This window comes from Planktotalea sp. (assembly GCF_050633725.1).
Classification (GTDB): Bacteria; Pseudomonadota; Alphaproteobacteria; order Rhodobacterales; family Rhodobacteraceae; genus Planktotalea.
This window is the reverse complement of the sequence record NZ_JBOEHB010000007.1, coordinates 1-25586: the sequence shown is the minus strand read 5'-3', so window position 1 is coordinate 25586 and position 25586 is coordinate 1. Positions and strand designations below refer to the sequence as shown.

The 25586-nt window shown below is 54.9% G+C and carries 26 protein-coding genes; 9 read left to right on the top strand and 17 right to left on the bottom strand.

What is annotated here, in order from left to right; translation table 11 throughout:
• The first annotated feature begins 159 nt into the window (after positions 1-159).
• Entirely contained in the window at positions 160-1113 is a 954-nt protein-coding gene (locus ACRBCU_RS07415; protein WP_431364742.1) for a radical SAM protein, read from the top strand.
• A gap of 114 nt (positions 1114-1227) precedes the next feature.
• Positions 1228-2127: a fatty acid desaturase gene (locus tag ACRBCU_RS07410; protein ID WP_431364741.1), complete on the top strand. Its 900-nt coding sequence runs from the start codon at positions 1228-1230 to the stop codon at positions 2125-2127.
• Here the strand turns inward: ACRBCU_RS07410 and ACRBCU_RS07405 are convergent.
• Positions 2111-3202: an anhydro-N-acetylmuramic acid kinase gene (locus tag ACRBCU_RS07405; RefSeq protein ID WP_431364740.1), complete on the bottom strand. Its 1092-nt coding sequence runs from the start codon at positions 3200-3202 to the stop codon at positions 2111-2113. The genes ACRBCU_RS07410 and ACRBCU_RS07405 overlap by 17 nt on opposite strands.
• A gap of 64 nt (positions 3203-3266) precedes the next feature.
• Between ACRBCU_RS07405 and tyrS the strand changes: the two genes are divergently transcribed.
• Together tyrS and ACRBCU_RS07395 are read left to right on the top strand one after the other, a co-directional pair.
• On the top strand, positions 3267-4520 hold the full coding sequence (tyrS, locus tag ACRBCU_RS07400; protein ID WP_431364739.1) for a tyrosine--tRNA ligase: 1254 nt from the start codon (positions 3267-3269) through the stop codon (positions 4518-4520).
• A gap of 3 nt (positions 4521-4523) precedes the next feature.
• Positions 4524-5363, top strand: coding sequence for a hypothetical protein (locus tag ACRBCU_RS07395; RefSeq protein ID WP_431364738.1), 840 nt, complete (start codon positions 4524-4526; stop codon positions 5361-5363).
• Positions 5364-5422: 59 nt separating this feature from the next.
• Here the strand turns inward: ACRBCU_RS07395 and ACRBCU_RS07390 are convergent, their stop codons facing one another.
• The 3 genes from ACRBCU_RS07390 to ACRBCU_RS07380 all read right to left on the bottom strand — a co-directional run bounded on the left by ACRBCU_RS07390 (position 5423) and on the right by ACRBCU_RS07380 (position 7520).
• Complete coding sequence (locus ACRBCU_RS07390; RefSeq protein WP_431364737.1) at positions 5423-6388, bottom strand: DUF3179 domain-containing protein; 966 nt, start codon at positions 6386-6388, stop codon at positions 5423-5425.
• A gap of 84 nt (positions 6389-6472) precedes the next feature.
• Positions 6473-7021, bottom strand: coding sequence for a peptidylprolyl isomerase (locus tag ACRBCU_RS07385; RefSeq protein ID WP_431364736.1), 549 nt, complete (start codon positions 7019-7021; stop codon positions 6473-6475).
• Positions 7014-7520 carry a peptidylprolyl isomerase gene (locus ACRBCU_RS07380; RefSeq protein WP_431364735.1) on the bottom strand — a complete coding sequence of 169 codons (507 nt, stop codon included), beginning with the start codon at positions 7518-7520 and terminating at the stop codon, positions 7014-7016. Before ACRBCU_RS07380 ends, ACRBCU_RS07385 begins: the two co-directional genes overlap by 8 nt.
• A gap of 132 nt (positions 7521-7652) precedes the next feature.
• Between ACRBCU_RS07380 and ACRBCU_RS07375 the strand changes: the two genes are divergently transcribed.
• The 3 genes from ACRBCU_RS07375 to ACRBCU_RS07365 all read left to right on the top strand — a co-directional run bounded on the left by ACRBCU_RS07375 (position 7653) and on the right by ACRBCU_RS07365 (position 11517).
• Positions 7653-8843 (top strand): phosphoglycerate kinase, encoded by a 1191-nt coding sequence (locus ACRBCU_RS07375; RefSeq protein ID WP_431364734.1) that lies wholly within the window; start codon positions 7653-7655, stop codon positions 8841-8843.
• Positions 8844-8922: 79 nt separating this feature from the next.
• The gene (locus tag ACRBCU_RS07370) at positions 8923-10515 is read left to right on the top strand and encodes a hypothetical protein (protein ID WP_431364733.1); all 1593 of its coding nucleotides are present in this window, start codon (positions 8923-8925) and stop codon (positions 10513-10515) included.
• Between the two features lie 108 nt (positions 10516-10623).
• Positions 10624-11517 carry a fructose bisphosphate aldolase gene (locus ACRBCU_RS07365; RefSeq protein WP_431364732.1) on the top strand — a complete coding sequence of 298 codons (894 nt, stop codon included), beginning with the start codon at positions 10624-10626 and terminating at the stop codon, positions 11515-11517.
• Between the two features lie 181 nt (positions 11518-11698).
• Here ACRBCU_RS07365 and lpxB read toward each other — a convergent pair whose 3' ends face one another.
• The 12 genes from lpxB to frr form a co-directional block, all read right to left on the bottom strand.
• The gene (gene lpxB, locus ACRBCU_RS07360) at positions 11699-12853 is read right to left on the bottom strand and encodes a lipid-A-disaccharide synthase (protein WP_431364731.1); all 1155 of its coding nucleotides are present in this window, start codon (positions 12851-12853) and stop codon (positions 11699-11701) included.
• Positions 12854-12856: 3 nt separating this feature from the next.
• Entirely contained in the window at positions 12857-13657 is an 801-nt protein-coding gene (locus ACRBCU_RS07355) for an LpxI family protein (RefSeq protein ID WP_431364730.1), read from the bottom strand.
• Between the two features lie 3 nt (positions 13658-13660).
• A complete protein-coding gene (gene lpxA, locus ACRBCU_RS07350; protein WP_431364729.1) occupies positions 13661-14461 on the bottom strand; it encodes an acyl-ACP--UDP-N-acetylglucosamine O-acyltransferase in 801 nt (266 codons plus the stop codon).
• Complete coding sequence (fabZ, locus tag ACRBCU_RS07345) at positions 14458-14916, bottom strand: 3-hydroxyacyl-ACP dehydratase FabZ (RefSeq protein ID WP_348497730.1); 459 nt, start codon at positions 14914-14916, stop codon at positions 14458-14460. Before fabZ ends, lpxA begins: the two co-directional genes overlap by 4 nt.
• 89 nt (positions 14917-15005) lie before the next feature.
• The gene (locus ACRBCU_RS07340) at positions 15006-15698 is read right to left on the bottom strand and encodes an OmpH family outer membrane protein (protein ID WP_431364728.1); all 693 of its coding nucleotides are present in this window, start codon (positions 15696-15698) and stop codon (positions 15006-15008) included.
• Positions 15655-18003 (bottom strand): outer membrane protein assembly factor BamA, encoded by a 2349-nt coding sequence (gene bamA, locus ACRBCU_RS07335; protein WP_431364727.1) that lies wholly within the window; start codon positions 18001-18003, stop codon positions 15655-15657. Before bamA ends, ACRBCU_RS07340 begins: the two co-directional genes overlap by 44 nt.
• Positions 18004-18119: 116 nt before the next feature.
• The gene (locus tag ACRBCU_RS07330; RefSeq protein WP_431364726.1) at positions 18120-18269 is read right to left on the bottom strand and encodes a hypothetical protein; all 150 of its coding nucleotides are present in this window, start codon (positions 18267-18269) and stop codon (positions 18120-18122) included.
• Positions 18270-18379: 110 nt separating this feature from the next.
• A complete protein-coding gene (gene rseP, locus ACRBCU_RS07325; RefSeq protein WP_431364725.1) occupies positions 18380-19723 on the bottom strand; it encodes an RIP metalloprotease RseP in 1344 nt (447 codons plus the stop codon).
• 44 nt (positions 19724-19767) lie between these two features.
• Positions 19768-20934 (bottom strand): 1-deoxy-D-xylulose-5-phosphate reductoisomerase, encoded by a 1167-nt coding sequence (dxr, locus tag ACRBCU_RS07320; RefSeq protein ID WP_431364724.1) that lies wholly within the window; start codon positions 20932-20934, stop codon positions 19768-19770.
• A gap of 9 nt (positions 20935-20943) precedes the next feature.
• Entirely contained in the window at positions 20944-21762 is an 819-nt protein-coding gene (locus ACRBCU_RS07315) for a phosphatidate cytidylyltransferase (RefSeq protein WP_431364723.1), read from the bottom strand.
• Positions 21759-22511, bottom strand: coding sequence for an isoprenyl transferase (locus tag ACRBCU_RS07310; RefSeq protein ID WP_431364722.1), 753 nt, complete (start codon positions 22509-22511; stop codon positions 21759-21761). Before ACRBCU_RS07310 ends, ACRBCU_RS07315 begins: the two co-directional genes overlap by 4 nt.
• A gap of 4 nt (positions 22512-22515) precedes the next feature.
• Positions 22516-23079, bottom strand: a complete 564-nt coding sequence (gene frr / locus ACRBCU_RS07305) for a ribosome recycling factor (RefSeq protein ID WP_431364721.1) — start codon at positions 23077-23079, stop codon at positions 22516-22518.
• Between the two features lie 221 nt (positions 23080-23300).
• On the opposite strand from frr, the gene ACRBCU_RS07300 reads away from it, so the two are divergent.
• On the top strand, positions 23301-24392 hold the full coding sequence (locus ACRBCU_RS07300; protein WP_431364720.1) for a Hint domain-containing protein: 1092 nt from the start codon (positions 23301-23303) through the stop codon (positions 24390-24392).
• Positions 24393-24400: 8 nt separating this feature from the next.
• Here the strand turns inward: ACRBCU_RS07300 and pyrH are convergent, their stop codons facing one another.
• Complete coding sequence (gene pyrH / locus ACRBCU_RS07295) at positions 24401-25135, bottom strand: UMP kinase (RefSeq protein ID WP_431364719.1); 735 nt, start codon at positions 25133-25135, stop codon at positions 24401-24403.
• A gap of 126 nt (positions 25136-25261) precedes the next feature.
• Between pyrH and ACRBCU_RS07290 the strand changes: the two genes are divergently transcribed.
• Positions 25262-25586: isopentenyl transferase family protein (locus tag ACRBCU_RS07290; protein ID WP_431364718.1), on the top strand; the 325-nt coding region annotated here is incomplete at its 3' end.

Genomic DNA, 25586 nt, shown 5'->3' with positions numbered 1-25586 from the left:
GTTAGCGCTAACGTGATTTTTCAGACACCGTTTAGCGTGGCTTTTTTTGAATGTCTAACACTGCTTTCATACATCACAATGGTGTCAGCCGAACTTTGTATACTTTTCTAGCCGACTATCGCAGGTTACACGAAAAAGAAGCAATTTTGAGGACGCCGCATGAAAGACCTTAAACTTCCAGAGCAAAGCCAGGAAAAATTCGTCGATCCTTTCCTGACGGCTAAGGGGGAAGCGCGCGCCAGTGTTGCGCTGAGCAATCCGCAGACGCTTTGGTTCAATACGGGCACTCTTTGTAACATCGAGTGCGAGAATTGCTATATTCTGAGCTCCCCCACCAATGATGCGCTGGTTTATATTACGGCGGATGAAGTACGCGATTATCTCGACCAGTTAGAGCAGCGCAAATGGGGGGTCCGTGAAATCGCCTTTACTGGCGGCGAGCCCTTCATGAACCGAGACATGATCGAGATTACGCGCGCCTCACTCGAGCGTGGGTATGATGTTTTGATCCTCACCAATGCAATGCGCCCGATGATGCGCAAATCCATGCGCGAAGGGTTGTTGGAGTTGAATGCGGCCTATCCCGGCAAGCTTACGCTGCGCATCTCGGTCGATCATTGGGACAAGGAAAATCACGACGCCGAGCGCGGCGAAGGCACGTTTGAAAAGACCCTGGAGGGCATGACATGGCTGCAACAGAACGGCTTTGCCATGGCTGTCGCAGGCCGCACGGTCTGGGGCGAAAGCGATGCGCAAGCGCGCGCAGGGTATCAGGCGCTTTATGAGCAGTATGGATATGACATTGATGCGCAAAACCCTGCTCAGACTGTTCTTTTCCCCGAAATGGATGAAACCATAGACGTGCCAGAAATCACCACAGCGTGCTGGGGCATTTTGGACAAGTCTCCTGATGCCATGATGTGCGCCTCATCGCGCATGGTGGTAAAACGCAAAGGCGCAGAAAAACCTGCGGTTCTGGCCTGCACGTTACTCGCCTATTCGGAAGAATTCGAATTGGGTTCGAGCTTGGAAGACGCAGAGGGATCGGTGCAGTTGAACCACCCACATTGCGCCAAGTTTTGTGTTTTGGGCGGCGCGAGCTGTTCGGCATAAACCGCTTTTCTTTGGCGTCGTAGCGAGGGGCCAGGCCCTCGCGCCCCTAAATTTTAGTAGACCAAAGACGCAACGCCGCTTGCGCTCGCCAGTTGCGAGCAGCAAGGTGACGTGATGAGCACGCATTTAGACGTTTTGCGCGAAATCGCGCCAGAGCAACGCGCCACATTGCATGAGCGCTCCGATCGCGCGGGATTGCAGCATTTGGCAAGTTATGCCGCCGTTTTGCTTTTGTGTTCTTTATGGATCGCGAATGGTTGGATCGCGTGGCAATTTATCTTGCTCCCGCAAGGGCTTTTGTTGGTGTTCTTGTTCACGCTTCAACATGAATGCACCCATGAAACCCCGTTCAGATCACCCGTCCTAAGCCGCATCATCGGCCATTTAATCGCGCTTATTCTAGCCCAGCCGTTCATTTGGTTTCGGTATTTTCACCTCGCTCATCATCGCTATACCAATGATCCTGAAAACGACCCCGAACTATTGGGCGGGGCCAAGCCTGAAGGGTGGTGGCAGATGATCCTCTACACCAGCGGATTGCCCACATGGCGAAGCAACTTAACAGTGGTATTGCGTTATGCGTTTGCGCCTGAACCTGCCCCTTATTTGCCAGCGCGCGCCCTGCCCCGCATCACGTTAGAAGCGCGTTTCATGCTACTCGTTTACGCGCTGGCTGGTGTTAGTTTGCTATGGAGTTCGCTTGTTCTATGGCTGTGGATCATACCCGCGCTCATCGCAATGCCGTTTCTACGTATCTATTTGCTCGCAGAGCATGGGCGCTGTCCCTATGTGGCGAATATGCTTGAGAACACCCGCACGACTTACACGACGCGCTTGGTGCGTTGGCTCGCGTGGAATATGCCCTATCACATCGAGCATCACTCCGCACCAAATGTGCCGTTTCACAAATTGCCAGCGCTGCACGCACACATGCACAGCGCATTGCTAAGCACATCGAATGGGTATCGCGAATTCGCCCGTGAATACGTTCAACCGTTCAAGTCGGCGCGCTAACGATCCCTCCGCCGACCAAAGCGCTTACGCCTGTAGTGCTCGGACTACTTGTTGGTAAGCCCCGCGCTACTCGAACAGCGAGATAAGCAAAGGCCTGCGCTTCGAGCATATCACCGTCTAAACCCACAGTTTCAACTGCCTCGACGGGGCAATCCAACGCCTCGCGGAGCATATGCATCAGAACAGGGTTCTTGCGCCCGCCCCCACAGACCAGAACGCGCGCTGGTGGTTTCGGGCAATGCTGCATACCTTGCATAACAGCCGCAGCGCTCATTGCGGTCATCGTCGCCGCGGCATCCGCATTTTCCAGCTCGCGCACGAGATCAAGCATGAGGGAAAAGTCGTCTCGATCCAATGACTTGGGCGGAACCCGTGCAAAGTACGTCTCGGAGAGGAACAGCTCTAGCGCGCCTGTTTCCACACGGCCTTGGCGCGCAAGTTCCCCGTCTTTATCAAAAGAACGTCCAAGACGTTCGCGCATCAGATCATTTATCGGTGCATTGGCGGGCCCCGTATCGAAGGCAAGCAAAGCCGCCTCGTCTTCTGCCCTGTCTTTGCTCGGATCGATCCATGTTATGTTTCCGACGCCGCCAAGGTTCAAGAATACCAAAGGGTCGCGCGCCTTTATCCACTTGGCGCAGGCAAAATGGAAGAACGGCGCGAGAGGCGCACCTTCGCCGCCAAGCTGAACGTCATTGCTGCGAAAGTCCCAGACAACAGGCGCGCCAACCGCTTCTGCCAAAGCCGCACCATCGCCAAGTTGATGGGTGCCACGAGCGCGCGGGTCATGGGCGAGCGTTTGGCCATGAAACCCGATCAACTCGGGTTCAAACCCGTCAAGCGCTTCTGTATGCGCGCGCTGCACGATCTCTAACGCCTCGCCCAGATCGTCCCCTTGCCAGCGCCCCAAAGCCTTGTGCAAGACCGCACGTTCATGGTCCGAATAGCTGCGATAGCCACTATCACCGAACCCCTCGATCCGCTCGCCGTCCGTGTGCAACTCGGCCACATCCACCCCGTCCAAAGACGTGCCGGACATTAAACCAACCGCTTTCATGAGCCCGAGCTCTTTCATAGGCTTTTCCTTTGCTGCTCTGCCCTGTAAGAGCTTTGCCCATAGCTATACGTGGACGCAAGATATGACCTACCATCCCAAATCCGATTTCATTGCCGTGATGATGGAGCGTGGCTTTTTGGCCGATTGCACCGATTATCAAGGCCTTGATGATGCTGCGCTCAAGGGCGGCATGCCGGCCTATATCGGATTTGATGCGACGGCGGAATCCTTGCATGTGGGCTCGCTCATCCAGATCATGATGCTGCGCTGGTTACAAAAAACTGGCGGCAAGCCGATCACCCTAATGGGCGGCGGCACAACGAAGGTCGGCGATCCGTCTTTCCGCGCTGATGAGCGTCCGCTTTTGACGCCCGAAAAGATTGATCAGAATATCGCGGGCATCAAGAAAGTGTTCAGCGCTTACCTTGATTACGGTGATGGACCGAGCGATGCGTTGATGATCAACAACGCTGAATGGCTCGATGATCTGAACTACCTCGAATTCCTGCGCGACATCGGCAAGCATTTCTCGGTGAACCGTATGCTCGCATTCGAGAGCGTGAAGTCGCGTCTGGACCGTGAACAATCTTTGAGCTTCCTTGAGTTCAACTACATGATTTTGCAGGCCTATGACTTCCTAGAGCTGAACCGCCGCTATGGCTGTGTGCTTCAAATGGGTGGCTCGGATCAGTGGGGCAATATCGTCAACGGTATCGATCTGACGCGCCGCGTTTTGGACAATCAGATTTTCGGTCTGACCTCTCCGCTGCTGACCACATCTGACGGCAAAAAGATGGGCAAAAGCGCCGATGGCGCGGTCTGGCTCAACGCGGAAATGCGCTCGCCTTACGAGTTCTGGCAGTTCTGGCGCAATACGACCGATGCGGATGTAGGACGCTTCCTCAAGCTCTACACAGAGATGCCCGTCGATGAGTGCGAACGCCTCGGCGCTCTTGCGGGCTCCGAAATCAACGAAGCCAAGGTGATCCTCGCCAATGAGATCACCAAGCTTTGCCATGGCAGCGATGCAGCCAGCGCCGCAGAAGCCACCGCGCGCGAAGTCTTCGAGAAGGGCGGTGTTGGCGATGATCTCCCAACGCTGGAGTTAACCCGCGAAGAACTCGGTGACGGGCTATCCATCGTGCAAGCAATCGTGCGCTCTGGCCTCGCGAAATCCGGTAAGGACGCAAAGCGCCTCATCTCGGAGAATGGCGCGAAAATTGACGACTCACCCCTAAGTGATGCAGGTCTTATGTTAGATGCTGCGGCCCTGTCTTCGCCGATCAAGCTCAGCGCTGGCAAAAAGCGCCACGCCCTTATTGTTTTGAAAGGTTAATTTATGTTCCGCATTGCAACTGCCCTACTTTTGACAGCCAGCCCCCTCGCCGCTGAGGGCTATTATGGCAGCGCCACGCTGACCTTTGGACAAAGCGAAACCGTTGGCGCGCCTGTTGCACTGCAAGGCGCAGATGGCAGCCTGATGACATCGCGCGCGGATCTCAGTTTTGGCCATCTCGCGGCAAACGGGCTATATTTGCAAGCGGACATCGGTTTTAGCACGACAGACAACGGCAATTCAGCTCCAAACACCGCAAACAGGAGCAATAGCTTGATCCTGCGCGCAGGCCGCGACACCGCGCGCTTTAGCTATGGCGGATTTGTGGGCGCTGTAACATCCGATCACGACAATGATGCAACCGACGATGCGATGCGCATGCTCGGCGGTATCGAAGGCGCTTGGTCGCTTAACGAACGCTGGGTCGTTAACGGGCACTTTGGGTACATGACGGGCGATCGTGGTAGCGATAGCGCTGCTACCGTAACTGACGGCGTGTTTACGGGTCTTGGCGCTACGTTCGCTGTTAACGATCGCCTCAGCCTTGGCACCTCTTTGGGGTATCTCAATGCAAAAATGGACGCGCCAAGCACCCCTGTTGAGCTTTGGACGTTAGAGCTGCGCGCGGACTACGACATCGCCGCCTTGCCCGGCGTATCGCTCTTTGCCGCTGTGCAATATGGTGAAAGCCACCAAAAAGAGAGCATCGGGCCAGACGATATCACCGACAACACATCCATTGTGCTTGGCATTACATCCCGCTTCGGTGGCAAACGAGCCAAAACCACAAGCCTCACCTACCTAGAGCCCTACCTCGGCAATACGGGCGGCATCCTGGAATAACTTCATTTTCCTAGATAAACTCTCGCCGAAGGCGAAACGAAACCCTTCGCAGAAGGGTTTCACTCCCCCAACATCCAATTTCCGTTCGGCCAAAATGCGTGAAACGCAAAGGCGAACATAACGTCATGAGGCAAATCCTTGCCCTCAGCGTCGCGCACACGCACGGTTCCAACGTTGCGCCCCTTGGAAATCTGCGGCGCATCCAAGGCAGACGCCTGACCAGAGGTCCAGCTAAGGTTAACCCCCTTTTCGCTTACCTCCCCCAGTTCGGCCAATCGCGTCAAAGGCCAAGCACTATCCCCGACACGCACCACCCGCACCAGCGCGGGAATGCCATGTGGCGGCATCTCTCCATTATACAGGAAAGGTTTGTGCGAGCTATCATAGCTCACATAGGGATTGCGCCCGTATTGACGCCCGTAATCGGGCTGCTCCATCACCAGCCCATCTGGGCGGCGCGCGCGAAATTCATCCCAACTTTCCATCCACGTCGGCAACTGAGTGAGCTTAACCCCTTGCAAATCCCCGACAATCGCCTCGCCAATCGCTTGCTGCCACCAGCTTTCGGTTTCGCGATCATACATCACCATATCGGAATTACGCAGCTTGCCCGAGACACCAAACGTTAGCGTGCCCTGCGGTATGCGCCGATCAAAGGTGATGCCAGAATTACAAAGCGGACAAAACGTCACCGCAACAGGAACCCCGCCAACCGTGTCATTGGCGATCTCGTGCCATGTCAAATAGCGCACGGGATAGGCGCGCACATCGCCGTTGATTTCCACGGTGATCACAGGCTCTGCGCCGTTTATCCGCGTCTCGGAAGATGCTTTGCGGAATTTCGGATCAGAGAGCGCGGGAATGCCATCTTTGGGCGGACCACCTGAAAGAATTTCGACCCAGTTGCTGACCGAGGTCTTTTCAAAATTCGTTTTCGGCCATTCATGTTGCCAAAAATCAGGACTTGCCAGCGTAGAACTTGCGGCAAATGACAGGCCCAAGGCCAAAATGATCCGTTTCAACATAAAGACACCCTCCCGACGTTTGCCGGAAGGGTGCTTGAAAAAATCACGCCTGCATAGCCCTGCACACGCATTCGTTAGAAACCGTCACTCGGTGACAGTGACCGTTTTCATCATATCAGGCTGGCCAATGACTGCGCCATTGCCACCAGCGCCGCGTTTGATCGCGTCAACCACGTCCATTCCTTCGGTCACACGGCCAACGACCGTGTATTGACCGTTGAGGAAATATCCAGGCTCAAACATGATAAAGAACTGGCTGTTTGCACTGTCAGGGTTCTGGCTGCGCGCCATTCCAATCACGCCGCGTTCAAATGGGGTATCGGTAAATTCGGCCTTCAGGTCAGGTTTGGACGACCCGCCCATCCCCGCGCGGCGCATGTCACCGCCCATTTTGCCAAATTCCACATCGCCCGTTTGCGCCATGAAGCCTTCGATCACGCGGTGGAACACCACGCCATCATAAGACCCCGCTTCCGCCAATTCAGCGATGCGAGCAACGTGCTTCGGGGCCAGATCCTCTAGAAGATCAACGGTGATAACACCATTGGCACCCTCGCCCGCCACTTCAATTTGCAAGCCTGTGGCCAGCGCGGGGCTGGCCATCAGAGCAAAAACTGCTGCAAGCTTACGCATCTGCGGCCACCTTCACTGAGATCATGCGATCCGGTGCGGGCGCAGGCTCGCCGCGCGTGATGCCGTCAACCAATTCCATGCCAGATGTGACGCGGCCATAAACCGTGTATTGGCGGTTAAGGAAGTGGTTATCCGCGAAGTTGATAAAGAACTGGCTGTTCGCACTATCAGGGTTTTGTGAACGCGCCGCGCCCAATGTACCGCGATCATGTGGAACACCAGAGAACTCCGCAGGAAGGTCTGGAAGGCTGGAGCCACCTGTACCAGCCGCGCGGATGTTGAAATCTTTTTCCATGTTGCCGTTCGCAACATCGCCCGTTTGCGCCATGAAACCGTCAATCACACGGTGGAAGGCTACATTGTCATACGCACCAGAGCGCGCCAGTTCTTTCATGCGCTCGCAGTGCTTGGGCGCAACATCAGGCAGCAACTCGATGGTAACTGTACCGTCTTTGAGTTCCACTAGGATTGTGTTTTCGAGGTCTTTGGTATCGGCCATGGGGCGCTCCTTTGAAATCAGTTGCGCATTATCTAAGGCGATGCGCCCCGATTGCCAAGCCAAGCATTGACGATAGAGCGCGCGCACGGCAAAGACATGCGCAAATGACATTGAAAATTGAGGAATTATAAGATGAGCTGGGCCACACTTGATCAAATGGACCTCAAAGGCAAACGCGTTCTGACGCGCGTTGATATCAACGTTCCGATGGAAAATGGCACCGTCACCGACGCCACGCGCATTGAACGCATCACGCCGACTGTGAAAGACATTCTTGCAGCGGGCGGGTTCCCAATTCTGCTCGCTCACTATGGTCGCCCCAAGGGGCAGCGCGTCCCGGAGATGAGCCTTCAGCAACTTGTGCCTGCTTTGGAAGCTGCCTTTGGGTGCAACGTCGTGTTCGCCGCAGATTGTATCGGCGCTGGCGCGGAGGCTGCGGCTGCTGCCTTGCAAGACGGGCAGGTTTTGCTGTTGGAAAACACACGGTACCATGCCGAAGAGACCGCAAACGATCCTGCTTTTGCCGCCAGCATCGCAAAAATCGGGGACATCTATTGCAACGATGCCTTTTCAGCGGCCCACCGCGCCCATGCCAGCACTGAAGGGCTGGCGCGTTTGCTGCCCTCTTGTGCAGGCCGTTTGATGCAACAGGAACTCAGCGCGCTTGAAACCGCGCTTGGCACGCCCAAGCGCCCTGTTGTGGCTGTTGTAGGCGGCGCAAAAGTTTCGACCAAGCTGGAATTGCTCGGAAACCTTGTCGAAAAGGTAGATCATCTGGTGATTGGCGGCGGTATGGCAAACACCTTCCTCGCGGCTCAAGGCATTGATGTGGGCAAATCACTGGCCGAGCACGACATGACAGATACCGCTCTGGAAATTCTAGGCAAAGCCACGACAGCGGGATGCGAAATCATTCTGCCAAGCGACATTGTGGTTGCACGCGAATTCAAGGCGGGCGCGGAAAATGAAACCCTTGCCAGCGATGCTTGCCCCTCTGATGCCATGATTTTGGACGCCGGCCCTGCAACCGTTGCCAAGATCACTGCAACTTTGGATGCAGCCAAAACGCTGATTTGGAATGGCCCGCTCGGAGCCTTCGAGATTGAACCCTTTGATGCGGCGACCAATGCTGCCGCCGCCCATGCTGCAAAGCTATCCCAAGCAGGCACGCTGATTTCGGTTGCAGGTGGCGGCGACACTGTGGCCGCGTTGAACCAAGCAGGCGCTGCGGAAAAATTCACCTACATTTCCACTGCAGGCGGCGCGTTCCTTGAGTGGATGGAAGGCAAGACCTTGCCGGGCGTTGCCGCGTTAAGCAGCTAAGTCCGATGGACCTGCCCTTGCCTAAGGGCCGAATCATTGTACCCTGAGACTGATTTTTTCAGTCTTGGGATTTTTTGATATGTCTGTATTGCGAACACTTGCCCACACCACCGCGCTAAGTTGCGCGCTCGCGTTGCCAGTTCAAGCGCAGGACGCCGCGCCTGAAACGCCCGTAACACTCTGGGATGCTTTCACGCTTGAGAATGTTCTCACAATGGTGGTCCAAAGCTTTATGCCCACGCTGCGGGTCTTTGCAGATATTCGCTATGATCAGATCGACATTGATCCCGTGCGCAACCGCGTGGCGCTTGTCGGTGTCGATATTCGCCCCTATCTGCCCCATGTTGAAGGGGATAGCTGCGCGATTACGGCAGATGCGCTGGTGCTCAGCGGACAACCGATTGATCGCCAACAAGGCTATGCTCTTGGCCTCGCGCTGGATGGCGCAGAGCTTGATTTTGACTGCCTTCCTGACGAAGCCCGCCCCGTTGTCGGCATGTTGGGCGTTGAAAACATCGAGCTTGATCGCGCGACGGTGAATGTGAACTACGATTTCGCATCTGGCGGAGCGATGGTTCATTTCGGCGCTGATCTGAATGATCTCGCATCGCTCAGCGGCTCCGCCGATCTTGATTACATCAGCTACCGCATGGACCTCGATAGCGAAGACGTCATGCCAGCGGCGCATGTGAACCATGTGCAAGTGACGCTGGAAGATCGCGGTCTTTATGCTGCTGCGTCGCGCATGGCGCCTCCGGGTATGTTGGACCCTGCGGCCTTGGAACAGATCATTCCCGGAGCCTTGAGCGATATGTTCCGAGAAATGAACGGCTTTGCGTCGCAAGATTTAAGCCCTGAGCAGCAAGCCTTTATTGCGCAAGCTGTTAAGGTGGCTCAAGAATTTGTCACAGAGCCGACCCAGATCGTGCTGGAAACTAATGCACCGGCCACACCTGTGCGCCTTGATCAAGACGACTTTATTGACCTCAAGACGGCATTTACCAAACTCGCGCCAACGATCGGGACTTCGCCGCGCGCCGTCAGCTCTGGAATTTCTGCAACCGAGCTAAAACAAGCCATTGATGGACTACTCGCGAGCGAGCGCAACTTTGATGTTGGCCGCGCCTTGCTTTCAGGTATCGGTGCGCCGCGCAACACCACGCTTGGCCTGCGCTTGCTCGATCCCTTGGCCAAAGAGGGCAATGCAGATGCAACCGCCCTGATGGCTGAAGCGATGCAGGGGATGAACCCGAGCACGGCGTATAGGCTTGCGCTGCACGCCGCATCCAAAGGCAAGGCCAATAGCTTGAGCCTGTTGAATGATCTCGAGGACGGGCTGACACTGGCGCAATTGCTTGAAATCCAAGACGACATGCTAGGTGGCGGTGGCCCTGTGGCATCTGACTTTGCCTCGCTTGGTGATGTGCGCCGCGCCGCACGCGCGCATTTCCTAGGCACGACGCGCATTCGCTCTTACCGCGCGGCCTATTACTGGGCTTCTGTTGGCGCTGCCGCTGGGGATACCGCCAGTGTCGCAATTCGGGACGAAATCGACACCATCATGCGTCTGCGCGGCGCGAATGAAGCATGGTCCGAGGTGCGAACCAGCCTAGAGAACGGGGTACTGCGCGACTGGGTCGGGCGCGATTTACCGACAGCGTTGCAAGAATAACGCCGCGACACTTTAGGCTCCCGCCTGTTAGCGCGATCATGATTGCGCACTGGCGGGGGCTGCCCTAAACCCTTGGCAATTAATTCATTGTGCAAAAAGGGTGATCCCATGACAAATCAGCAAATGGCTGACAAGGTTCGGACTGGCAACGGTTTTATCGCAGCGCTGGACCAATCAGGTGGCTCAACCCCGAAAGCGCTCGGGCTTTATGGTGTTGAGGCGAGCGCCTATTCCTCTGATGCGGAAATGTTCGACATGATCCACGCAATGCGTGCGCGCATTGTTTCTTCGCCATCTTTCACCGGCGAGCGTGTTGTTGGCGCGATCTTGTTCGAAATGACAATGGAGCGCGAAATTGGCGGCAAGCCATCGGCAAAGGCGCTTTGGGAAGACAATGGCGTTGTGCCGTTTCTAAAGATCGACAAGGGCCTTGAAGAGATCGAGCATAGCGTTCAAATGCTTAAGCCAATTCCAGGTCTGGACGCCCTTCTCGCCCGCGCTGTGCAAAACGGTATCTTCGGCACCAAAGAGCGTTCGGTTATTCAAGCGGCGAACCCGCGCGGCATTCGCGCATTGGTGCAACAGCAGTTCCAGCTTGGTAATCAAGTGCTTGCAGCAGGTCTTGTTCCAATCATCGAGCCAGAGGTCACGATCTCGATCAGCGACAAAGCTGAAGCCGAGCAGATGCTACTAGAAGAAATCACAGCAGCGCTGGACACGGTTCCAAGCGGCCAGCAGGTCATGCTAAAGCTAACGTTGCCTGAAACGGCCAACCTTTATAAATCCCTTTGTGACGATCCTCGCGTGATGAAAGTTGTCGCGCTTTCTGGCGGGTATTCCCGCGCAGAAGCGAATGAACGCCTGTCCAAAAACACCGGCATGATCGCATCGTTCAGCCGCGCTCTGACAGAGGGTCTCTCTCACGGTCAGTCAGAGGCTGATTTTGATGCAACGCTCGATGCAACGATTGGTGAAATCCACGCGGCCTCCATCGCGGGTTAACGCCCTTTTCGCAATAAGAACAAGCGCCGCTCAAATCCACTCGAGCGGCGCTTTACGTTTTGAAGAGGAAGTGACTTCGAAACGAAAGCAACTGCAGCCCACCACAGTTGCATCTTTGAAACTAGAGCATGAAGAAAGCGCGCGTTGTGAACAGGTTCACAGGTTTTCGCAAAAATCCATCCTAGTGAAGCTGAGCGCCAGCGCTTAACCCATCAAGAACCGCTTTTGCGGCCCGTAAACCCGGCGCTTCACCGCCCTGCCCTAAGCGTTGCATGGTCAGCTTCATCGCCTCGCTCTGACCGCTTGGATGAGCGAGTAGTTCGAGTAATCCCTCTGCAATGCGATCTGGCACACAGTTTTCGGCAATGTATTCAGGGACAGCGCGGGTTTCCGAGACCAGATTCACCAGCGTCACAGTATCCACCTTAAGCATCCGCCCGATGATTTGGCGCGAAAGCCAGTTCATATCATATGCGATAATCATCGGCGTGCCTGCGGCCGCCAGTTCGAGCGAAACGGTACCAGAGGCAGCAAGGGCGACATCTGCTGCTTTGAAGGCCGCGCGCTTTTGTGCCTTGTCTTCCGATGGGATCACAAGAGGCGCGACCGGCCAATCTTTCACGGCTTCGCGCACCAAGTCTTCGACAGGTGCCGCAGCGGGAATGACGATTTTCAGCTCGGGGCGCTGAGCCAGCACAGGCGCAAGCGCCTCACCAAAGATCGGCGTAAGACGGCCAACTTCGCCCCTGCGCGATCCGGGCAAGACCAACGCAAGTGGCGCATCATTGATGCCGGTCTTTAAGCGAAACTCTTGCGCCTCGGCACCGCTTGCTTGCACGTCGGTGACCACCGGATGCCCGACAAAATCGCAGCGCATACCGGCGGCTTCCATATACGGTGGCTCAAACGGGAAAAGCGCCAGCACGTGATCAATGTGCCGCGCCATTTTCGCCGCGCGGCCCGAGCGCCATGCCCAAACCGTCGGGGCAACATAGTGAACGCAGGGGATCTGGCTTTTGGCTTTGACCAGCTTTGCCACACGAAGCGAGAACTCTGGCAGATCAATCGTAATCAGAACATCAGGCGCCGTCTCTACGATCGTATCGGCCGTTTCAGAAATACGTCGTTTCAAGTGGCGGTATTGTGACAGGATTTCAGAAATCCCCATGATGGAAATTTCTTCCATCGGAAACCGGCTGGACAGACCCGCCTCGATCATCCGCGCGCCGCCGATGCCGTCAAATTCTACATCTGGCATGATCTCGCGTAGCCCGTCCATCAAGGCCGCGCCGAGTTTATCTCCGGAAGGCTCACCCGCGATAACAAACACACGCATCGCTTAAATGTCCTGCGCAATCAAAGTGATACCAGCCTGCTTCGCCGCTCGAATTGTGTCATCTAGCGCCAGAATATTGACCGCCCCAGCTGCAATAACAATGACCGACAATTGCGCGTCACTGACCGCCTTTACGGTTTCAGGACCAATCGTCGGCATATCGACGCGCAAGTCCTGACCGCGTTTGGGCGCTTTGACAAAAACGCCGCCCGTCTTTCGCAAACCTTTTGGTGTTTGCGCAACAAACCCAAGCAAAGCATCGGTGCCTTGCAGGGTTTCAATGCCTAGGCAAAGACCATTCTCAACCACAGCCCCTTGGCCAACATCCAACGGCGAGAGCGCGCTCAAAATATCGACAGCGCGATCGACATCGCCTTGGCGCTCAGCGCTTAAGGCCTCGCCTGTCAACAGGCCTGCCTTCGCGGTCAAGCTGGGATCAATCTCATGCGCGCCGCGCACGCTAAAGCCTTGCTCCTCAAAGATGGTGATCACCAAACGCAAGAGCGCATCATCGCCGCCCTGCATGGCCGCAATCAATCGCGGCGCAAGCGTCAGCATCACCTCGTCAAATTCGCTCGGGTCAAGCGGTGGGCGCGACATTGCGCCGGCCATCACAACCTCGCTGACGCCCTGCTCTTTCAAAGCGGCAAACAACGCGCCCATCTTTTCAAAGGAATGGGTTTGCGCTGTGCTGCCCAGCTCATGCGGCACGCCAGCAAAGCAAATCTGAACAGCCTCTTTGCGCACGGCAGCAAGTCTGCTCGGCAAACCGCCAGAGCCTGCAAGAATTGCGAGGCGCGACATCTCTCAGCCGCCCGGCGTCAGGAACGAGCGATCACTCGAGCCGCTGACAAAATCAACGATCCGATGCACATATTCGCTGTCGGTATCTTCGCCCATGCGCGTCACGCGATCTTGGAACGTGCCCTCGCCTTGCGCCATCATTTGAAACGCGGCGCGAAGTGCCATGATGTCCGAGCGCTCTACGCCGCGACGCTTGAGACCGACAAGATTCAACCCGTCCAGCTGCCCGCGCGGTGCTTGCACAAGACCGTAGGGGATCACATCGTTCGTCACCATCGTCACGGCGCCAATAATTGCCCCTTTGCCGATACGGACAAACTGGTGAATGCCTGCCAGGCCACCAATGATCACATCATCCTCAATGATACAGTGCCCTGCAACCGCTGCGCTATTCACCACGATAACGTTGTTCGCGATGATCACGTCATGGGCGACATGACAGCCAGCCATAAGCAGGCAATCATCGCCAATTTTGGTCAAACCGCCGCCACCGCCCGTGCCTGTGTTGATTGTCACATGCTCGCGAATACGATTGCGCGCGCCGATTTCCAGCCGCGTAATTTCGCCGTCGAATTTCTTATCCTGCGGGATTTCACCAACAACGGCAAAAGAAAACACGGTGTTTTCAACGCCCATGACGGTTTGCCCTTTGACAATCGCGTGGCTCATAAGCACGCAGCCCGCGCCAAGCGTCACATCCGCGCCAACGTAGCAAAACGGGCCAATAACGCAGTCCTCACCAATGTTGGCGCCGTCTTCAATCACCGCACTGGCGTGAACATCTGCGCTTGGATGAATGCTCATGCAGGCAAGTCCATCATCGCTGTAAATTCGGCCTCTGCCGCCATTTCGCCCTCGACAGTCGCAACGCCTGAAAATTTCCAGACTTTGCCACCCGGCTTGCCGCGTACGGTGGTCAAGTTCATTTTGAGCACATCACCGGGGCCAACTTTGCGGCGGAATTTGCATTTGTCGATGGCCATGAAATAGACCTTCATTTCCTTGTCAGCCATATCAAGCGCGGTTCCGACCATAACAGCCGCAGTTTGCGCCATTGCCTCGACAATCGTCACACCCGGCATGATCGGAAGACCCGGGAAATGCCCTTGAAAATGTGGCTCGTTCATCGTGACGTTCTTGATACCAACAGCGGTTTGCGTGCCGTCAATGTCTTCGACTTTATCGACAAGCAAAAACGGGTAACGGTGCGGAAGGATACGTTGGATCAACTGAATATCAGCGCTAAGGAGCTCGGTCATGGGTATCCCTTTGGGCAGTGTTTAAGTGGTTGCAATGTCCTAGCAAGCGTCGCAGTTCGGGGCAAGCCATCCCCCTCGTTGACGACGTTTTATTGCTCAGGCAGTGCCAGCGGAGTTTCTGGCTGCGAAACAGCGGATTGATCGGGTTCAGTTGCCAATAGCTCGGTCAACGACGGCCCTTGCGCAAATCGCTTATCAATGCGCGCGATTGCGTTTGAGGAGACATCAGAAGCATCGGTGCTGAGGAAAACCGCGCGCCTATCCAGAATAACACTTGCCCCGTTTTCGTTCATCAACTCTTCCAGAACAGGCGCGATAGCTTGTAAAAAGCGACGCTGCGCTTGATTGGACAAAACCCCCAGCGCGCGCGCCTTTTCGTCCTGCTCGCTTCGCACAGAAGTAACGCGTGCATCAAATTCGTCGGCAAGCAGGCGAAATTCTTCCGCGCTCAGCTCTTCGCGACGCCCTGTCAGCGTGCCTTCAGCTTCAGCAAGTTCTGCTTCAATGCTGCGGTTTTCGGCGGCCAGTTGCGTTCCACGCTTTTCAATTTCTTTGGTCAACTTCTGACCAAATTGCGTTTCGGCCAATAATCTAGAAGGTTCGATCGTCAGAACGGGAATGTCAGGCAGCGTGAAACTACCGCTTTGGCCAAGGCTTTGCGCCCCAAGCGCGACAGGCTGGAAACCGATAGAAACAAGGGCGAAAAGTACCGCGCGAAGACCGCGCGGTAGAATGAACTTAGAATTCGGTCGAGATCGACAGATCGAAGGTTTGCTCTTCATCGCCTGTCTCCTTTGAAAGCGCTCTTGTGAAGTTAAAGCGCAGCGGGCCAACGGGCGTCTTCCAGAAGATCGTCGCGCCGATAACCTGACGGGCTTTATAGTTCTCGTTGATCACATTGGCATTTGTCTGATCTAGCGACCAAAGCGAGCCGATATCATAGAACACACCGCCAGAAATCCCGTATTCCTCTGGCAAACCAAGGGGAAACTCTGCTTCGAAGCGCGCGACCGCGAAGATATTACCGCCTAGGGAATCATTCGTTGCGCCGCTGACTTCGCGTGGGCCAATGCCGCCCGGCTCAAAGCCGCGCATAACGGTTGATCCCATAAAGAAACGATCTGTCGCACGGCCAGAGCCTTTCACGTAGTTCAGAACGCCCCCTTCTAGGGTCGCGCGCAACGTCACTTCTTCGTTCAGGATCTTCGTTTGCGCGATGGCTTTTGACGTCGTCTTGATGAACTTGTCGGTGCTGCCGATCCCGCCGAAATCTTGGCCAAACTCAAGCAAAACACCCGAATTCGGATCCAATCCTGTACGGCGTGTATCGTAGCTGTAGGTGTAGCCTATCGAGCTAGAGAAAACCTTGCCGCGCGCGGCTTCCGCTGTGATCAACGCACCCGCAGTCGTACCGAGGTCCGTCATCTCCGACATATCTAGCGTATAGCGAAGCTGGACGCGGCCATTTTCGGAAACCGGGAACTCAAAGGACGGCATAAAGCGACCTAATGTCGTATCATAGACCGAGTTCTGGTTGTCTGTTTCGATGAACGACAAATCCAACCCGAAGCGCAAATCCCGACCCAAGAACGCAGGTTCCGCGAAGTTGAGAGAGTATTGACGATTGTCCGTACCCGATGTCACGGACAGGTTAAGTTTTTGCCCGCGCCCAAGGAAGTTTTGCTCGCCATACTTAATGATCGCGCCCGGTCCTGTAGAGGTCGAATAGGTACCACCAAAGGTCAAAGAGCCTGTTGTCGTTTCTTCAACATCAACATCCACAATCACTTGATCCGGTGAAGAGCCTTCACGCGCATCGACAGCTGCATCGCCGAAATATCCCAGCGCGCGAATGCGCTCGGCGCTCTCACGGATTTCACGTGGGTTAAACGGGTCACCTTCGACAATTTTAAACTGACGGCGCACAACGCGATCAAGCGTTGAGGTGTTGCCTTCTATGTCGATCCGCTCAACAAAAATACGCGGACCACGCACAAGCGCGAACTCCACATCAAGCGTCAAATCGCGATCATTGCGGGTGATGCGGGGTTCAACACGAACGAAATTCAGGCCCTTCTTGATCGCCAAACGTTCAAGGCGCGCAATCGAATTTTCTACAAGAGACGGCGAGTACACAACGCCAGGGCGCACTTTCAGAACCTCTTGAAACTCTGCTGCATCCGCGCCTGAAATTTCAGAAACGGTCGTGATCGCACCGAATTTGAATTGCTGGCCTTCTTCGATGTTAAACGTCACGAAGTGGCCGTCACGCTCGCGCGCAATCTCGGCATTTACGCCTGTTGTGCGAAAATCAACGTAGCCGCGGCTTAGGTAAAAATCGCGCAAGACCTGTTTGTCAAACTCAATACGCTCAGGAATGAACGTATCTTTCTTCACGAAGGCGCGCAGCAAGCCAGCCTGCTTGGTTTCAAGAACGCGGCGCAAGCGCGTGTCCGAATAAACTTGGTTTCCGACAAACCCAAGGCGCTCAATCTCGGTCAATCCGCCTTCAAAAACCTCAAAGACAAGATCGACGCGGTTGTCAGAGCGCCGAATGATGCGAGGGCTGACTGTTGCGGTGACGCGCCCTTGAGCAGCGTAGGCCTCGGCGATCACGTTTGCGTCACGTTCCGCAGTTGCCGGATTAAAGACGCGGCGGGATTTACTTTGCACAATCTCGCTCAGCGTATCGTCTTTTATGCGGCGGTTGCCTTCAAAGTTGATGCGATTGACCGTTGGATATTCCGTAACCTTGATGACCAGTCGGTTGCCGCTTGGCACGATTTCAACATCTTCGAACAGACCACTGCCCAAAATCCGCTGATACGCGTCGTTTAATTCGGCACCAGAGACCGTTTTACCGCGAGCGATTCCTGCGTAAGACAGGATCGTTGACGGTTCAATCCGCTGGTTCCCCTCAATCTTAACAGCGTTAAAGCGATATGATTGTGCGTGGGCGGCGCTTGGCAGAGCGACGTAACCCACTGAAATAGCAAGCGCAAATGACGCTATGCCAGATTTCAAAGCTCCTGCTCGCAGAGCTCGTGCCGCGCGACGTGATCCGTCGCTCGTATTTTTATTGGTCATTGCAGCAATCCAACAGACATCCAAGGTAGGCTCTGACTAGCCCGATTGTGTCATGTTGTCAAAAGCGCATAGGCTGAAAATCGCAAATCTGGCAGCACCCAGATGCCTAGAAGGCCCTACAAGATGAAGGGGTTGGCGAATGTAACCGACGCGACATAAGCCGAAAGCGCGAGGCAAATCCCTAGCATCACAAAGTAAACAAGACGGTCTAGGTTCAGCTCGATCAGGAAGCCAAGGCTGCGGGTGCTGGACTGGATCATTTGCATGTTATTCGCTCGTCTCATTGCGCAAAAGCTGCGCGGGTTTCATCTGTTAAGACAAAAGTAACAGATGAATGAGGCGAAAAATTGACGAGAGCGCGTATTTCGCTCTGCCCTTATGGGCAGAACAAATCATTTCCAAGCGCAAAGACCATCAAGGACAGAATAAGGATCAATCCAAGGCTCATAAAGGCTTTGAGGATACGTTCACTCGGTGGCTTTCCTGTAACGGCCTCATAGGCATAAAACACCAAATGGCCCCCATCAAGGACAGGCACGGGAAACAGGTTCAACAGGCCCACAGCCGTGGAAAGAACCGCAACAAACCAGATAAAGCTGGTCGCGCCCTGACTTGCCATCGCGCCAGAGGTCTGCGCAATCCCGATGGGACCGGACAGATTGCAAGAACTGATCGCCCCCGTCACCATGTGATACATGCCTGACAGAGATCCTTCGATGATACGTTTGGTTTGGCTAATGCCGTTGCTAAACGCTGCGCCCAAGGTCGTGGATTGCGTTGCAGGTTCAAAAAACAACCCGCCGGCAACACCAATGCGCCACTGCGTGACAAAGGTGTTATCCGCCTGTGGCTCGTCTACGCGTTTCGGTGCCAGAGTCACCTGACGTGTTTCGCCTGCGTTCCACAGATCCAGCAGCATTGGCGCACCATTGCCGCCCTCAACAATCTCTTTAAGTTGGGCAAAGGCAAAGACAGGCGCGCCGTCGATTGCTGTAATAACGTCACCGACGCGCAAACCCGCTGAAAGTGCAGCAGATTGCGGCGCAACCTGGGTGATCAACGCAGGATATGGGAACGGGCCGGTTACAAGCAGTTCATTGCCCCCGCGCCCGACTGTATATTCGACCTGAGCTGCTTTTTCGATTTGCTCTTCCAGTGCGCTGAACCCTGCCCCGTCTTCAAAGCTTGGCACTTTTACACCGCTGATTGCGAGCAGCTCGTCACCAACCTGCAATTCTTGGGTAGCCGGCATGTCGCGCAGAGCACCTACTGTGAGCGGGTCTGCGACTTCGCCGCGCCACATCAAAACGCCCGCAAAAATCAGAATGGACAAGACGAAGTTGAACACAGGACCAGCAGCGACAGTTGCAGCGCGCGCCCAAAGCGGTGCGCCCGGCATTGTGCGGCGGCGCTCGCTCGCGTCCATTTCGCGCACAGCTTCACCGTCTGGCGCGCTTGCAGCATTGGCATCGCCTAAGAACTTTACGTAGCCGCCGAATGGCAGCGCTGCGAATTGCCAAACCGTGCCGCGTTTATCGACGCGGCTAAACAGAACCGGGCCAAAGCCCAGCGAGAATACTTCAGCGTGGATACCAGACCAACGCCCGACAATGTAATGGCCATATTCATGAATTGCGACAATGATCGAGAGCGCTAAGACAAAAGCCAAAAGCGTCCAGATCACGCTTCCAAATTGCGGCAAAAGCCCGAGAATATCCATGTCGACGCGTCCTTTGTTCTGCTCGTGCGCCGCATTGAGGCGGCTTATAGTTCTGCGATGACCGCATCGGCGGTGTTACGTGCCAAATGGTCCATCGCCAACACGCTATCAAGGGTCATTTCGGCATTTGTGAGGCAGGATTGATCAGAAAGTCGTGAAAGCACCTCTTCCACCACCTCGGCCATCTGCATAAATCCGATGTGCTGCGCGATAAAATGATCGAGCGCACGTTCTTTCGCTGCATTGAAAACGGCACCTGTGTGACCGCCCCCCGCCATCACTTCACGTGCAAGGCGCAACGCAGGCCAGCGGGTTTCATCAGGCGCGCGAAACGTCAGTTGCGAGAGCGCCGCAAGATCGAGCCGCTCAACAGGCAACTTGCGCCGCTCTGGCCAATGAAGCGCAAAACCAATCGCGTGCCGCATATCGGGCGGGCCAACATGCGCCATAAGCGCGCCGTCGTTGAACCCTACCAGCGCATGGATCATAGATTGCGGATGCACCAACACTTCGATGACATCGGGGTTAACATCAAAAAACTCTCGTGTTTCAATGACTTCCAACGCCTTGTTGAACATAGATGCACTATCAATTGTGATGCGTTGCCCCATGTCCCAATTGGGATGCGTCGCCGCCTGCGCAGGTGTCGCACTGGCAAGCTTTTCCATCGGCCAGTCGCGAAACGCGCCGCCAGAGGCGGTGATGATGATCCGCTCAACCGCGGCCATGTCTTCGCCGATAAGCCCTTGGAAAACGGCGGAATGTTCGCTGTCTACGGGCAGAACCCTGCCGCCATGTTGGCTTGCTGACGCTTTCACCAACGCACCAGCACAGACCATCGATTCCTTATTTGCCAATGCAAGCGATGCGCCCTGCTCTAGCGCTTTCAATCCGGGGGCCAATCCCGCAGCACCTATGATTGCAGACATAACCCAATCTGCTGGGCGCGCTGCGGCCTCGACCAAAGCTTCAGGCCCCGCTGCGGCCTCAACATCGCACCCTGCCAGCGCATCACGTAACTCAGGCAAAAGCGTCGCATCCGCTGTAATCGCCACCTCTGCGCGCAAATCCCGCGCATCCTTTGCCAGTTGCGCAATATTGCGCGCCCCGCTCAAAGCAACAACATCATAGTCATCTGGAGCGCGCTTGATCAGATCAATCGTATTTTGCCCGATTGACCCTGTCGCGCCAAATATTGAGACCCGCCGCATCGCTTTGACTTATCCAATTACGCTTGGCGGAAAGGCAACAAATGCGCCGATCACAATCAGTAAAAGCGCCGCTCCCAAGACCCCGTCAAAGCGATCAAGCAATCCGCCATGCCCCGGGATCAGATTGGAGCTATCTTTGATACCAACATGACGCTTAATCGCGCTCTCGGCAATGTCGCCCATTTGAGAGGCCAAGGCGAGCGCGACTGAGATCGCAACAACCAACCCACCGCTGTTCATATAAAACATAAAGAACACGCCAATAATTGCAGCGGCAAACCAACCTGCGACAGTGCCTGACCACGTTTTCTTTGGACTCACGCGGGGCCAGAATTTTGGCCCACCAAAGGTGCGGCCCGCAAAGTAGCCTGCAACATCCGTCGCGATGACGACCAAGATCAGCCAAACAAACCAGCTCGCTCCGAAGAGATCGCGCAACGAGATCAAGCTATAGCCAGCGACAAGTATCCCAATAGAATACGCGACAAAAATCGCCTTGCCATTGCGCGGCAATTCTTCCCCTTTGAGCATCGATTGCCCGACAAGGCTGGGCGCGATCAAAAAGGGCAAAATCAAAGTTGCATAGGGTGCAAAACTGGCCGCAAAGAGAGCGCCACCGCCCACAAGCCCTATCCAGATGGGAGTCTGCGTCTCAGATGGGTTTAGCATCCTCGCCAATTCCCAAACCATCAAACCGCAGGCCAGCGAGACGAGCAGATGCATCCAAAACCCGCCAAGCCAAACAGCTGCAATACCAATAACGGCCATCGCCACGCCGCTTAACACGCGCGGGCCTAGATCGCCCCACTTACCTGACGACACGCTCATGCAGACACAGCGCCAAAGCGACGATCACGGGTGCCGTATTTTGAGGTCAACTTGCTGAACTCTTTTGCAGTAAAGTCAGGCCAAAGCGTGTCGATGAATTCATACTCGGCATAGGCTGACTGCCAGAGTAGAAAGTTCGAGATGCGTGCTTCGCCGCTGGTGCGGATCACAAGGTCTGGATCAGGTAAAACGTAAGTATCCAAATACTTTGGAAGCGTTTCTTCATCTACCGTTTCAGGATCAAGCTTGCCCGTCGCGACATCCTGCGCAAGGCGTTTGGTCGCGCGCGCCACTTCGTCCCGACCACCATAATTGAGTGCAATCGTTAGGTGAACGCGATCATTGTCCGACGTCATGACTTCGAGGTTGTCCATCATTTCAACAAGCTTCGCGTTCAATCGCACACGATCCCCAATAAAGCGCACTCGCACACCATCATCAGACAGGGCTTTGGCCTCTTTAGTGATATAGCGCTGGAAAAGTTTCATCAGGCCAGACACTTCGACCTGCGTACGTTTCCAATTTTCCGTTGAAAAGGCAAAGATGGTTAAATATTTTACGCCATTGTCAGGGCAAGCTTCGACGATTTCACGCACCCGCTTGGCCCCAGCATGGTGCCCAAACAATCTAGGCCGCCCACGCATCTGCGCCCACCGCCCATTGCCATCCATGATGATTGCAACGTGACGTGGCCCTGTCGGCAATTCAGCCTGTTCAGAAGATTGCGTGGCGTTTGAGGCACTCGTCACGTCATCAAACCTGCATGATCTCTTCTTGCTTGGTTTCTAACGCGGCATCGAGCGCTTTAATCGCGGCATCGGTCAATTCTTGCACTTCGGCCTCCCAGAACTTTTGATCGTCCTCGGAAAGACCGTCAGCTTTGGCCTTTTTGATTTGATCCATACCGTCACGGCGCAGGTTGCGTACAGAAACCCGCGCGCTTTCTGCATAGCGCGCAGCGACTTTGGTAAGCTCTTTGCGGCGTTCTTCGTTCAGCTCGGGAATCGGCAGCATAATGATCGTGCCGTTTAGCTGAGGGTTGATCCCTAAACCGCTCTCACGGATCGCTTTTTCGACCTTACCGACCAAACCTTTGTCCCACACGTTGATTGTCACCATGCGTGGCTCGGGAACATTGACAGTCCCAACCTGATTGATTGGCGTCATCGAGCCATACGCATCAACCATCACTGGCTCGAGCATCGAACCGGAAGCGCGCCCTGTGCGCAAAGATGCAAATTCGGTCTTGAGGTTGGCCATTGCGCCATCCATCCGGCGCTGAAGGTCATCCGTATCAAGTATGAAATCGTCCGACATGCTCTGCTCACCTTTTCTTGGATCAGTATCTTTTGACGTCTTATAGCCCAGCCCTTGATAGGTTCGCAATGGGCTTGCCTGAACTGCAAACCCTTTGGGTTCTTTGCGGATTTCCTCAAATTGTCGGCATTTTTTCACGCGGCGTTAGCTCAATCTAAAGTGCGCGCTGCGAAAACAGCACCGCTTTCGAACGCCAAGGCAGAATTAGGAATTGCTCGCTCATGCCAACAACAACAATCGTCAATATGTTCTATCTCGGGAATTTCGCCGACATTGATACGGATGAACGCGATAGTGATGTGGAAAACGGTGCCTCTCTGTTTGGTGATTATGGCAAGCCGCAAATCATTTCCGTTACAGAAAACGATCAAAACGACGATAGGGCGATTTCGGACGATGAATACAACTCAGGCGGCGACACGATCAGTTATAATGCGGGTTCGGGCACTCATACGGGCGAGCTCGATAGTACAAGTTGGTATATAGCTGATGTCACCCTTGGCGATGGCAGCGTGCAGCAAGTCAATGTTGCGGTTCTACAGATGGCGAACGGCGATGTGTTAATCCGCGATGTTGGCAACAGCCTTGATAATTTGAATATCCAGAACTTCAGCTTAACCAGCCTGCGCAATAGCAACTATTCTGGTGAACGAACTGGCAATTCGATTGAAAACACGCAAATGGTCTGCTTCTTGCGCGGCACTTTGATCGAAACCGACAACGGCGCTGTTGCCATCGAAACGCTAAAAATCGGCAGCCGCGTTTTGACAGCTGACAAAGGGTTTCAGCCGCTCTTATGGATTGGATGCGGACGGTTGGAAGAGGCAGGAAAACATGCGCCGATCATCATTCGCCCCGGGGCTTTGGGGGATGGGGCTCCAAGCACAACGCTGAAAGTATCGCCGCAGCATCGCATTTTGCTGGCGTCGAAAATCGCCGAGCGCATGTTTGGAACGCGTGAGGTTCTAGTGCCCGCAATACGTTTGCTACCGCTTGAAGGGGTCGAGCAATCTGAACCACACGCATCCGTGCAATATTGGCATGTCTTAACCAAGTCACATCAACTGGTCTGCGCCAATGGTGCGTGGGCGGAAACCTTTTACCCCGGCCCGCATGGCATCACGGCACTCAGCCACGCAGCGCAGCGCGAGATTTGCGCAATCATGCCGCTTGCGTTTGGTGCAGAAACAAAACCAAAAGTACGTTTTGAACCCAGCCGACTGAAACAGAAAAAGCTGGTTTCGCGCCATTTAGCAAACGCGAAACCCGTTTTAGATCAATCACATAGACAACGAGCGATGCCTGCGCAGTAGCAAATGCTTTACCCTTGAACGCGCGTGTAAGTCCCCTCGCCCGCAAGGATACCCTTGAAGCCGCCTGGCTCGTCCAGGGAGAACACGATGATCGGCAAATTGTTGTCACGCGCCAAAGCAATCGCAGAGGCGTCCATCACGCCAAGGTGCTGCTGAAGAACATCATCAAAACTTACCGTGTCATAGCGTTTCGCATCCGCATGTTTGACGGGATCTTTGTCATACACACCATCAACTTTGGTGCCTTTAAAGATCGCTTCGCAGGCCATTTCGTTAGCGCGCAATGTCGCCGCAGTGTCGGTGGTGAAATATGGATTGCCTGTACCGGCTGCAAAAATACAAACGCGCTTTTTCTCAAGGTGGCGAACTGCGCGTCGGCGAATATAAGGCTCAGCCACTTCGTTCATTGTAATCGCTGAGATCACGCGCGTGTGAATCTTGAGCCCTTCGAGCGCAGATTGCATCGCAAGCGCATTCATTACCGTCGCCAACATCCCCATATAGTCAGCCGTCGTGCGCTCCATCCCTTGGGCGGAGCCTTGCAGGCCGCGAAAGATGTTTCCTCCGCCAATGACCATGCAGATTTCGACGCCCATGTCGTGAACGGTTTTTACTTCGCGCGCGATGCGCTCAACTGTGGGCGGGTGCAATCCAAAGCCTTGATCTCCCATCAACGCCTCCCCGGAAATCTTGAGCATGACGCGCTTAAACGTCGTTCCGTCGGGAAGTGTGGCTTCGGTCATGTTGAACTCCGCAAAAGGATAGGTAGGATCGCGCGCAAAATGCCCAAAACTTGCGCATTGTTCAATAACTCAAACGCTCTATTTGCAAGGAATGCAAATCAGCACGGCATCGTTCAAGGCAAGCCCATGAAAAACCTAGATATTTCATCGATAGACCCGCAAACGCCCGTGTTGATCGCGGGGCCAACGGCATCCGGAAAATCCGCGCTTGCGCTGAAAATCGCTGAGGCGCAGGGCGGCGTGATCATTAATGCGGATGCCAGCCAAGTGTTTGACGGCTGGCGCGTGTTAACCGCAAGGCCAAGCGCCGAGGACGAAGCGCAAGCGCCACATGCGCTTTATGGTCATGTGCCTTTCACGGCGCATTACTCCGCTGGCCAATGGATCCGCGATGTTACGCCCCTCCTGTCCGAGCAAAGCGAAAGAGCTATCATCGTTGGCGGCACCGGGC

Bases quoted from the DNA above. Each gene is read 5' to 3' on its own strand.
- ACRBCU_RS07415 (WP_431364742.1), top strand. From the start codon at position 160: ATGAAAGACCTTAAACTTCCAGAGCAAAGCCAGGAAAAATTCGTCGAT.
- ACRBCU_RS07410 (WP_431364741.1), top strand. From the start codon at position 1,228: ATGAGCACGCATTTAGACGTTTTGCGCGAAATCGCGCCAGAGCAACGC.
- ACRBCU_RS07405 (WP_431364740.1), bottom strand. From the start codon at position 3,202: ATGAAAGAGCTCGGGCTCATGAAAGCGGTTGGTTTAATGTCCGGCACG.
- tyrS (WP_431364739.1), top strand. From the start codon at position 3,267: ATGACCTACCATCCCAAATCCGATTTCATTGCCGTGATGATGGAGCGT.
- ACRBCU_RS07395 (WP_431364738.1), top strand. From the start codon at position 4,524: ATGTTCCGCATTGCAACTGCCCTACTTTTGACAGCCAGCCCCCTCGCC.
- ACRBCU_RS07390 (WP_431364737.1), bottom strand. From the start codon at position 6,388: ATGTTGAAACGGATCATTTTGGCCTTGGGCCTGTCATTTGCCGCAAGT.
- ACRBCU_RS07385 (WP_431364736.1), bottom strand. From the start codon at position 7,021: ATGCGTAAGCTTGCAGCAGTTTTTGCTCTGATGGCCAGCCCCGCGCTG.
- ACRBCU_RS07380 (WP_431364735.1), bottom strand. From the start codon at position 7,520: ATGGCCGATACCAAAGACCTCGAAAACACAATCCTAGTGGAACTCAAA.
- ACRBCU_RS07375 (WP_431364734.1), top strand. From the start codon at position 7,653: ATGAGCTGGGCCACACTTGATCAAATGGACCTCAAAGGCAAACGCGTT.
- ACRBCU_RS07370 (WP_431364733.1), top strand. From the start codon at position 8,923: ATGTCTGTATTGCGAACACTTGCCCACACCACCGCGCTAAGTTGCGCG.
- ACRBCU_RS07365 (WP_431364732.1), top strand. From the start codon at position 10,624: ATGACAAATCAGCAAATGGCTGACAAGGTTCGGACTGGCAACGGTTTT.
- lpxB (WP_431364731.1), bottom strand. From the start codon at position 12,853: ATGCGTGTGTTTGTTATCGCGGGTGAGCCTTCCGGAGATAAACTCGGC.
- ACRBCU_RS07355 (WP_431364730.1), bottom strand. From the start codon at position 13,657: ATGTCGCGCCTCGCAATTCTTGCAGGCTCTGGCGGTTTGCCGAGCAGA.
- lpxA (WP_431364729.1), bottom strand. From the start codon at position 14,461: ATGAGCATTCATCCAAGCGCAGATGTTCACGCCAGTGCGGTGATTGAA.
- fabZ (WP_348497730.1), bottom strand. From the start codon at position 14,916: ATGACCGAGCTCCTTAGCGCTGATATTCAGTTGATCCAACGTATCCTT.
- ACRBCU_RS07340 (WP_431364728.1), bottom strand. From the start codon at position 15,698: ATGAAGAGCAAACCTTCGATCTGTCGATCTCGACCGAATTCTAAGTTC.
- bamA (WP_431364727.1), bottom strand. From the start codon at position 18,003: ATGACCAATAAAAATACGAGCGACGGATCACGTCGCGCGGCACGAGCT.
- ACRBCU_RS07330 (WP_431364726.1), bottom strand. From the start codon at position 18,269: ATGCAAATGATCCAGTCCAGCACCCGCAGCCTTGGCTTCCTGATCGAG.
- rseP (WP_431364725.1), bottom strand. From the start codon at position 19,723: ATGGATATTCTCGGGCTTTTGCCGCAATTTGGAAGCGTGATCTGGACG.
- dxr (WP_431364724.1), bottom strand. From the start codon at position 20,934: ATGCGGCGGGTCTCAATATTTGGCGCGACAGGGTCAATCGGGCAAAAT.
- ACRBCU_RS07315 (WP_431364723.1), bottom strand. From the start codon at position 21,762: ATGAGCGTGTCGTCAGGTAAGTGGGGCGATCTAGGCCCGCGCGTGTTA.
- frr (WP_431364721.1), bottom strand. From the start codon at position 23,079: ATGTCGGACGATTTCATACTTGATACGGATGACCTTCAGCGCCGGATG.
- ACRBCU_RS07300 (WP_431364720.1), top strand. From the start codon at position 23,301: ATGCCAACAACAACAATCGTCAATATGTTCTATCTCGGGAATTTCGCC.
- pyrH (WP_431364719.1), bottom strand. From the start codon at position 25,135: ATGACCGAAGCCACACTTCCCGACGGAACGACGTTTAAGCGCGTCATG.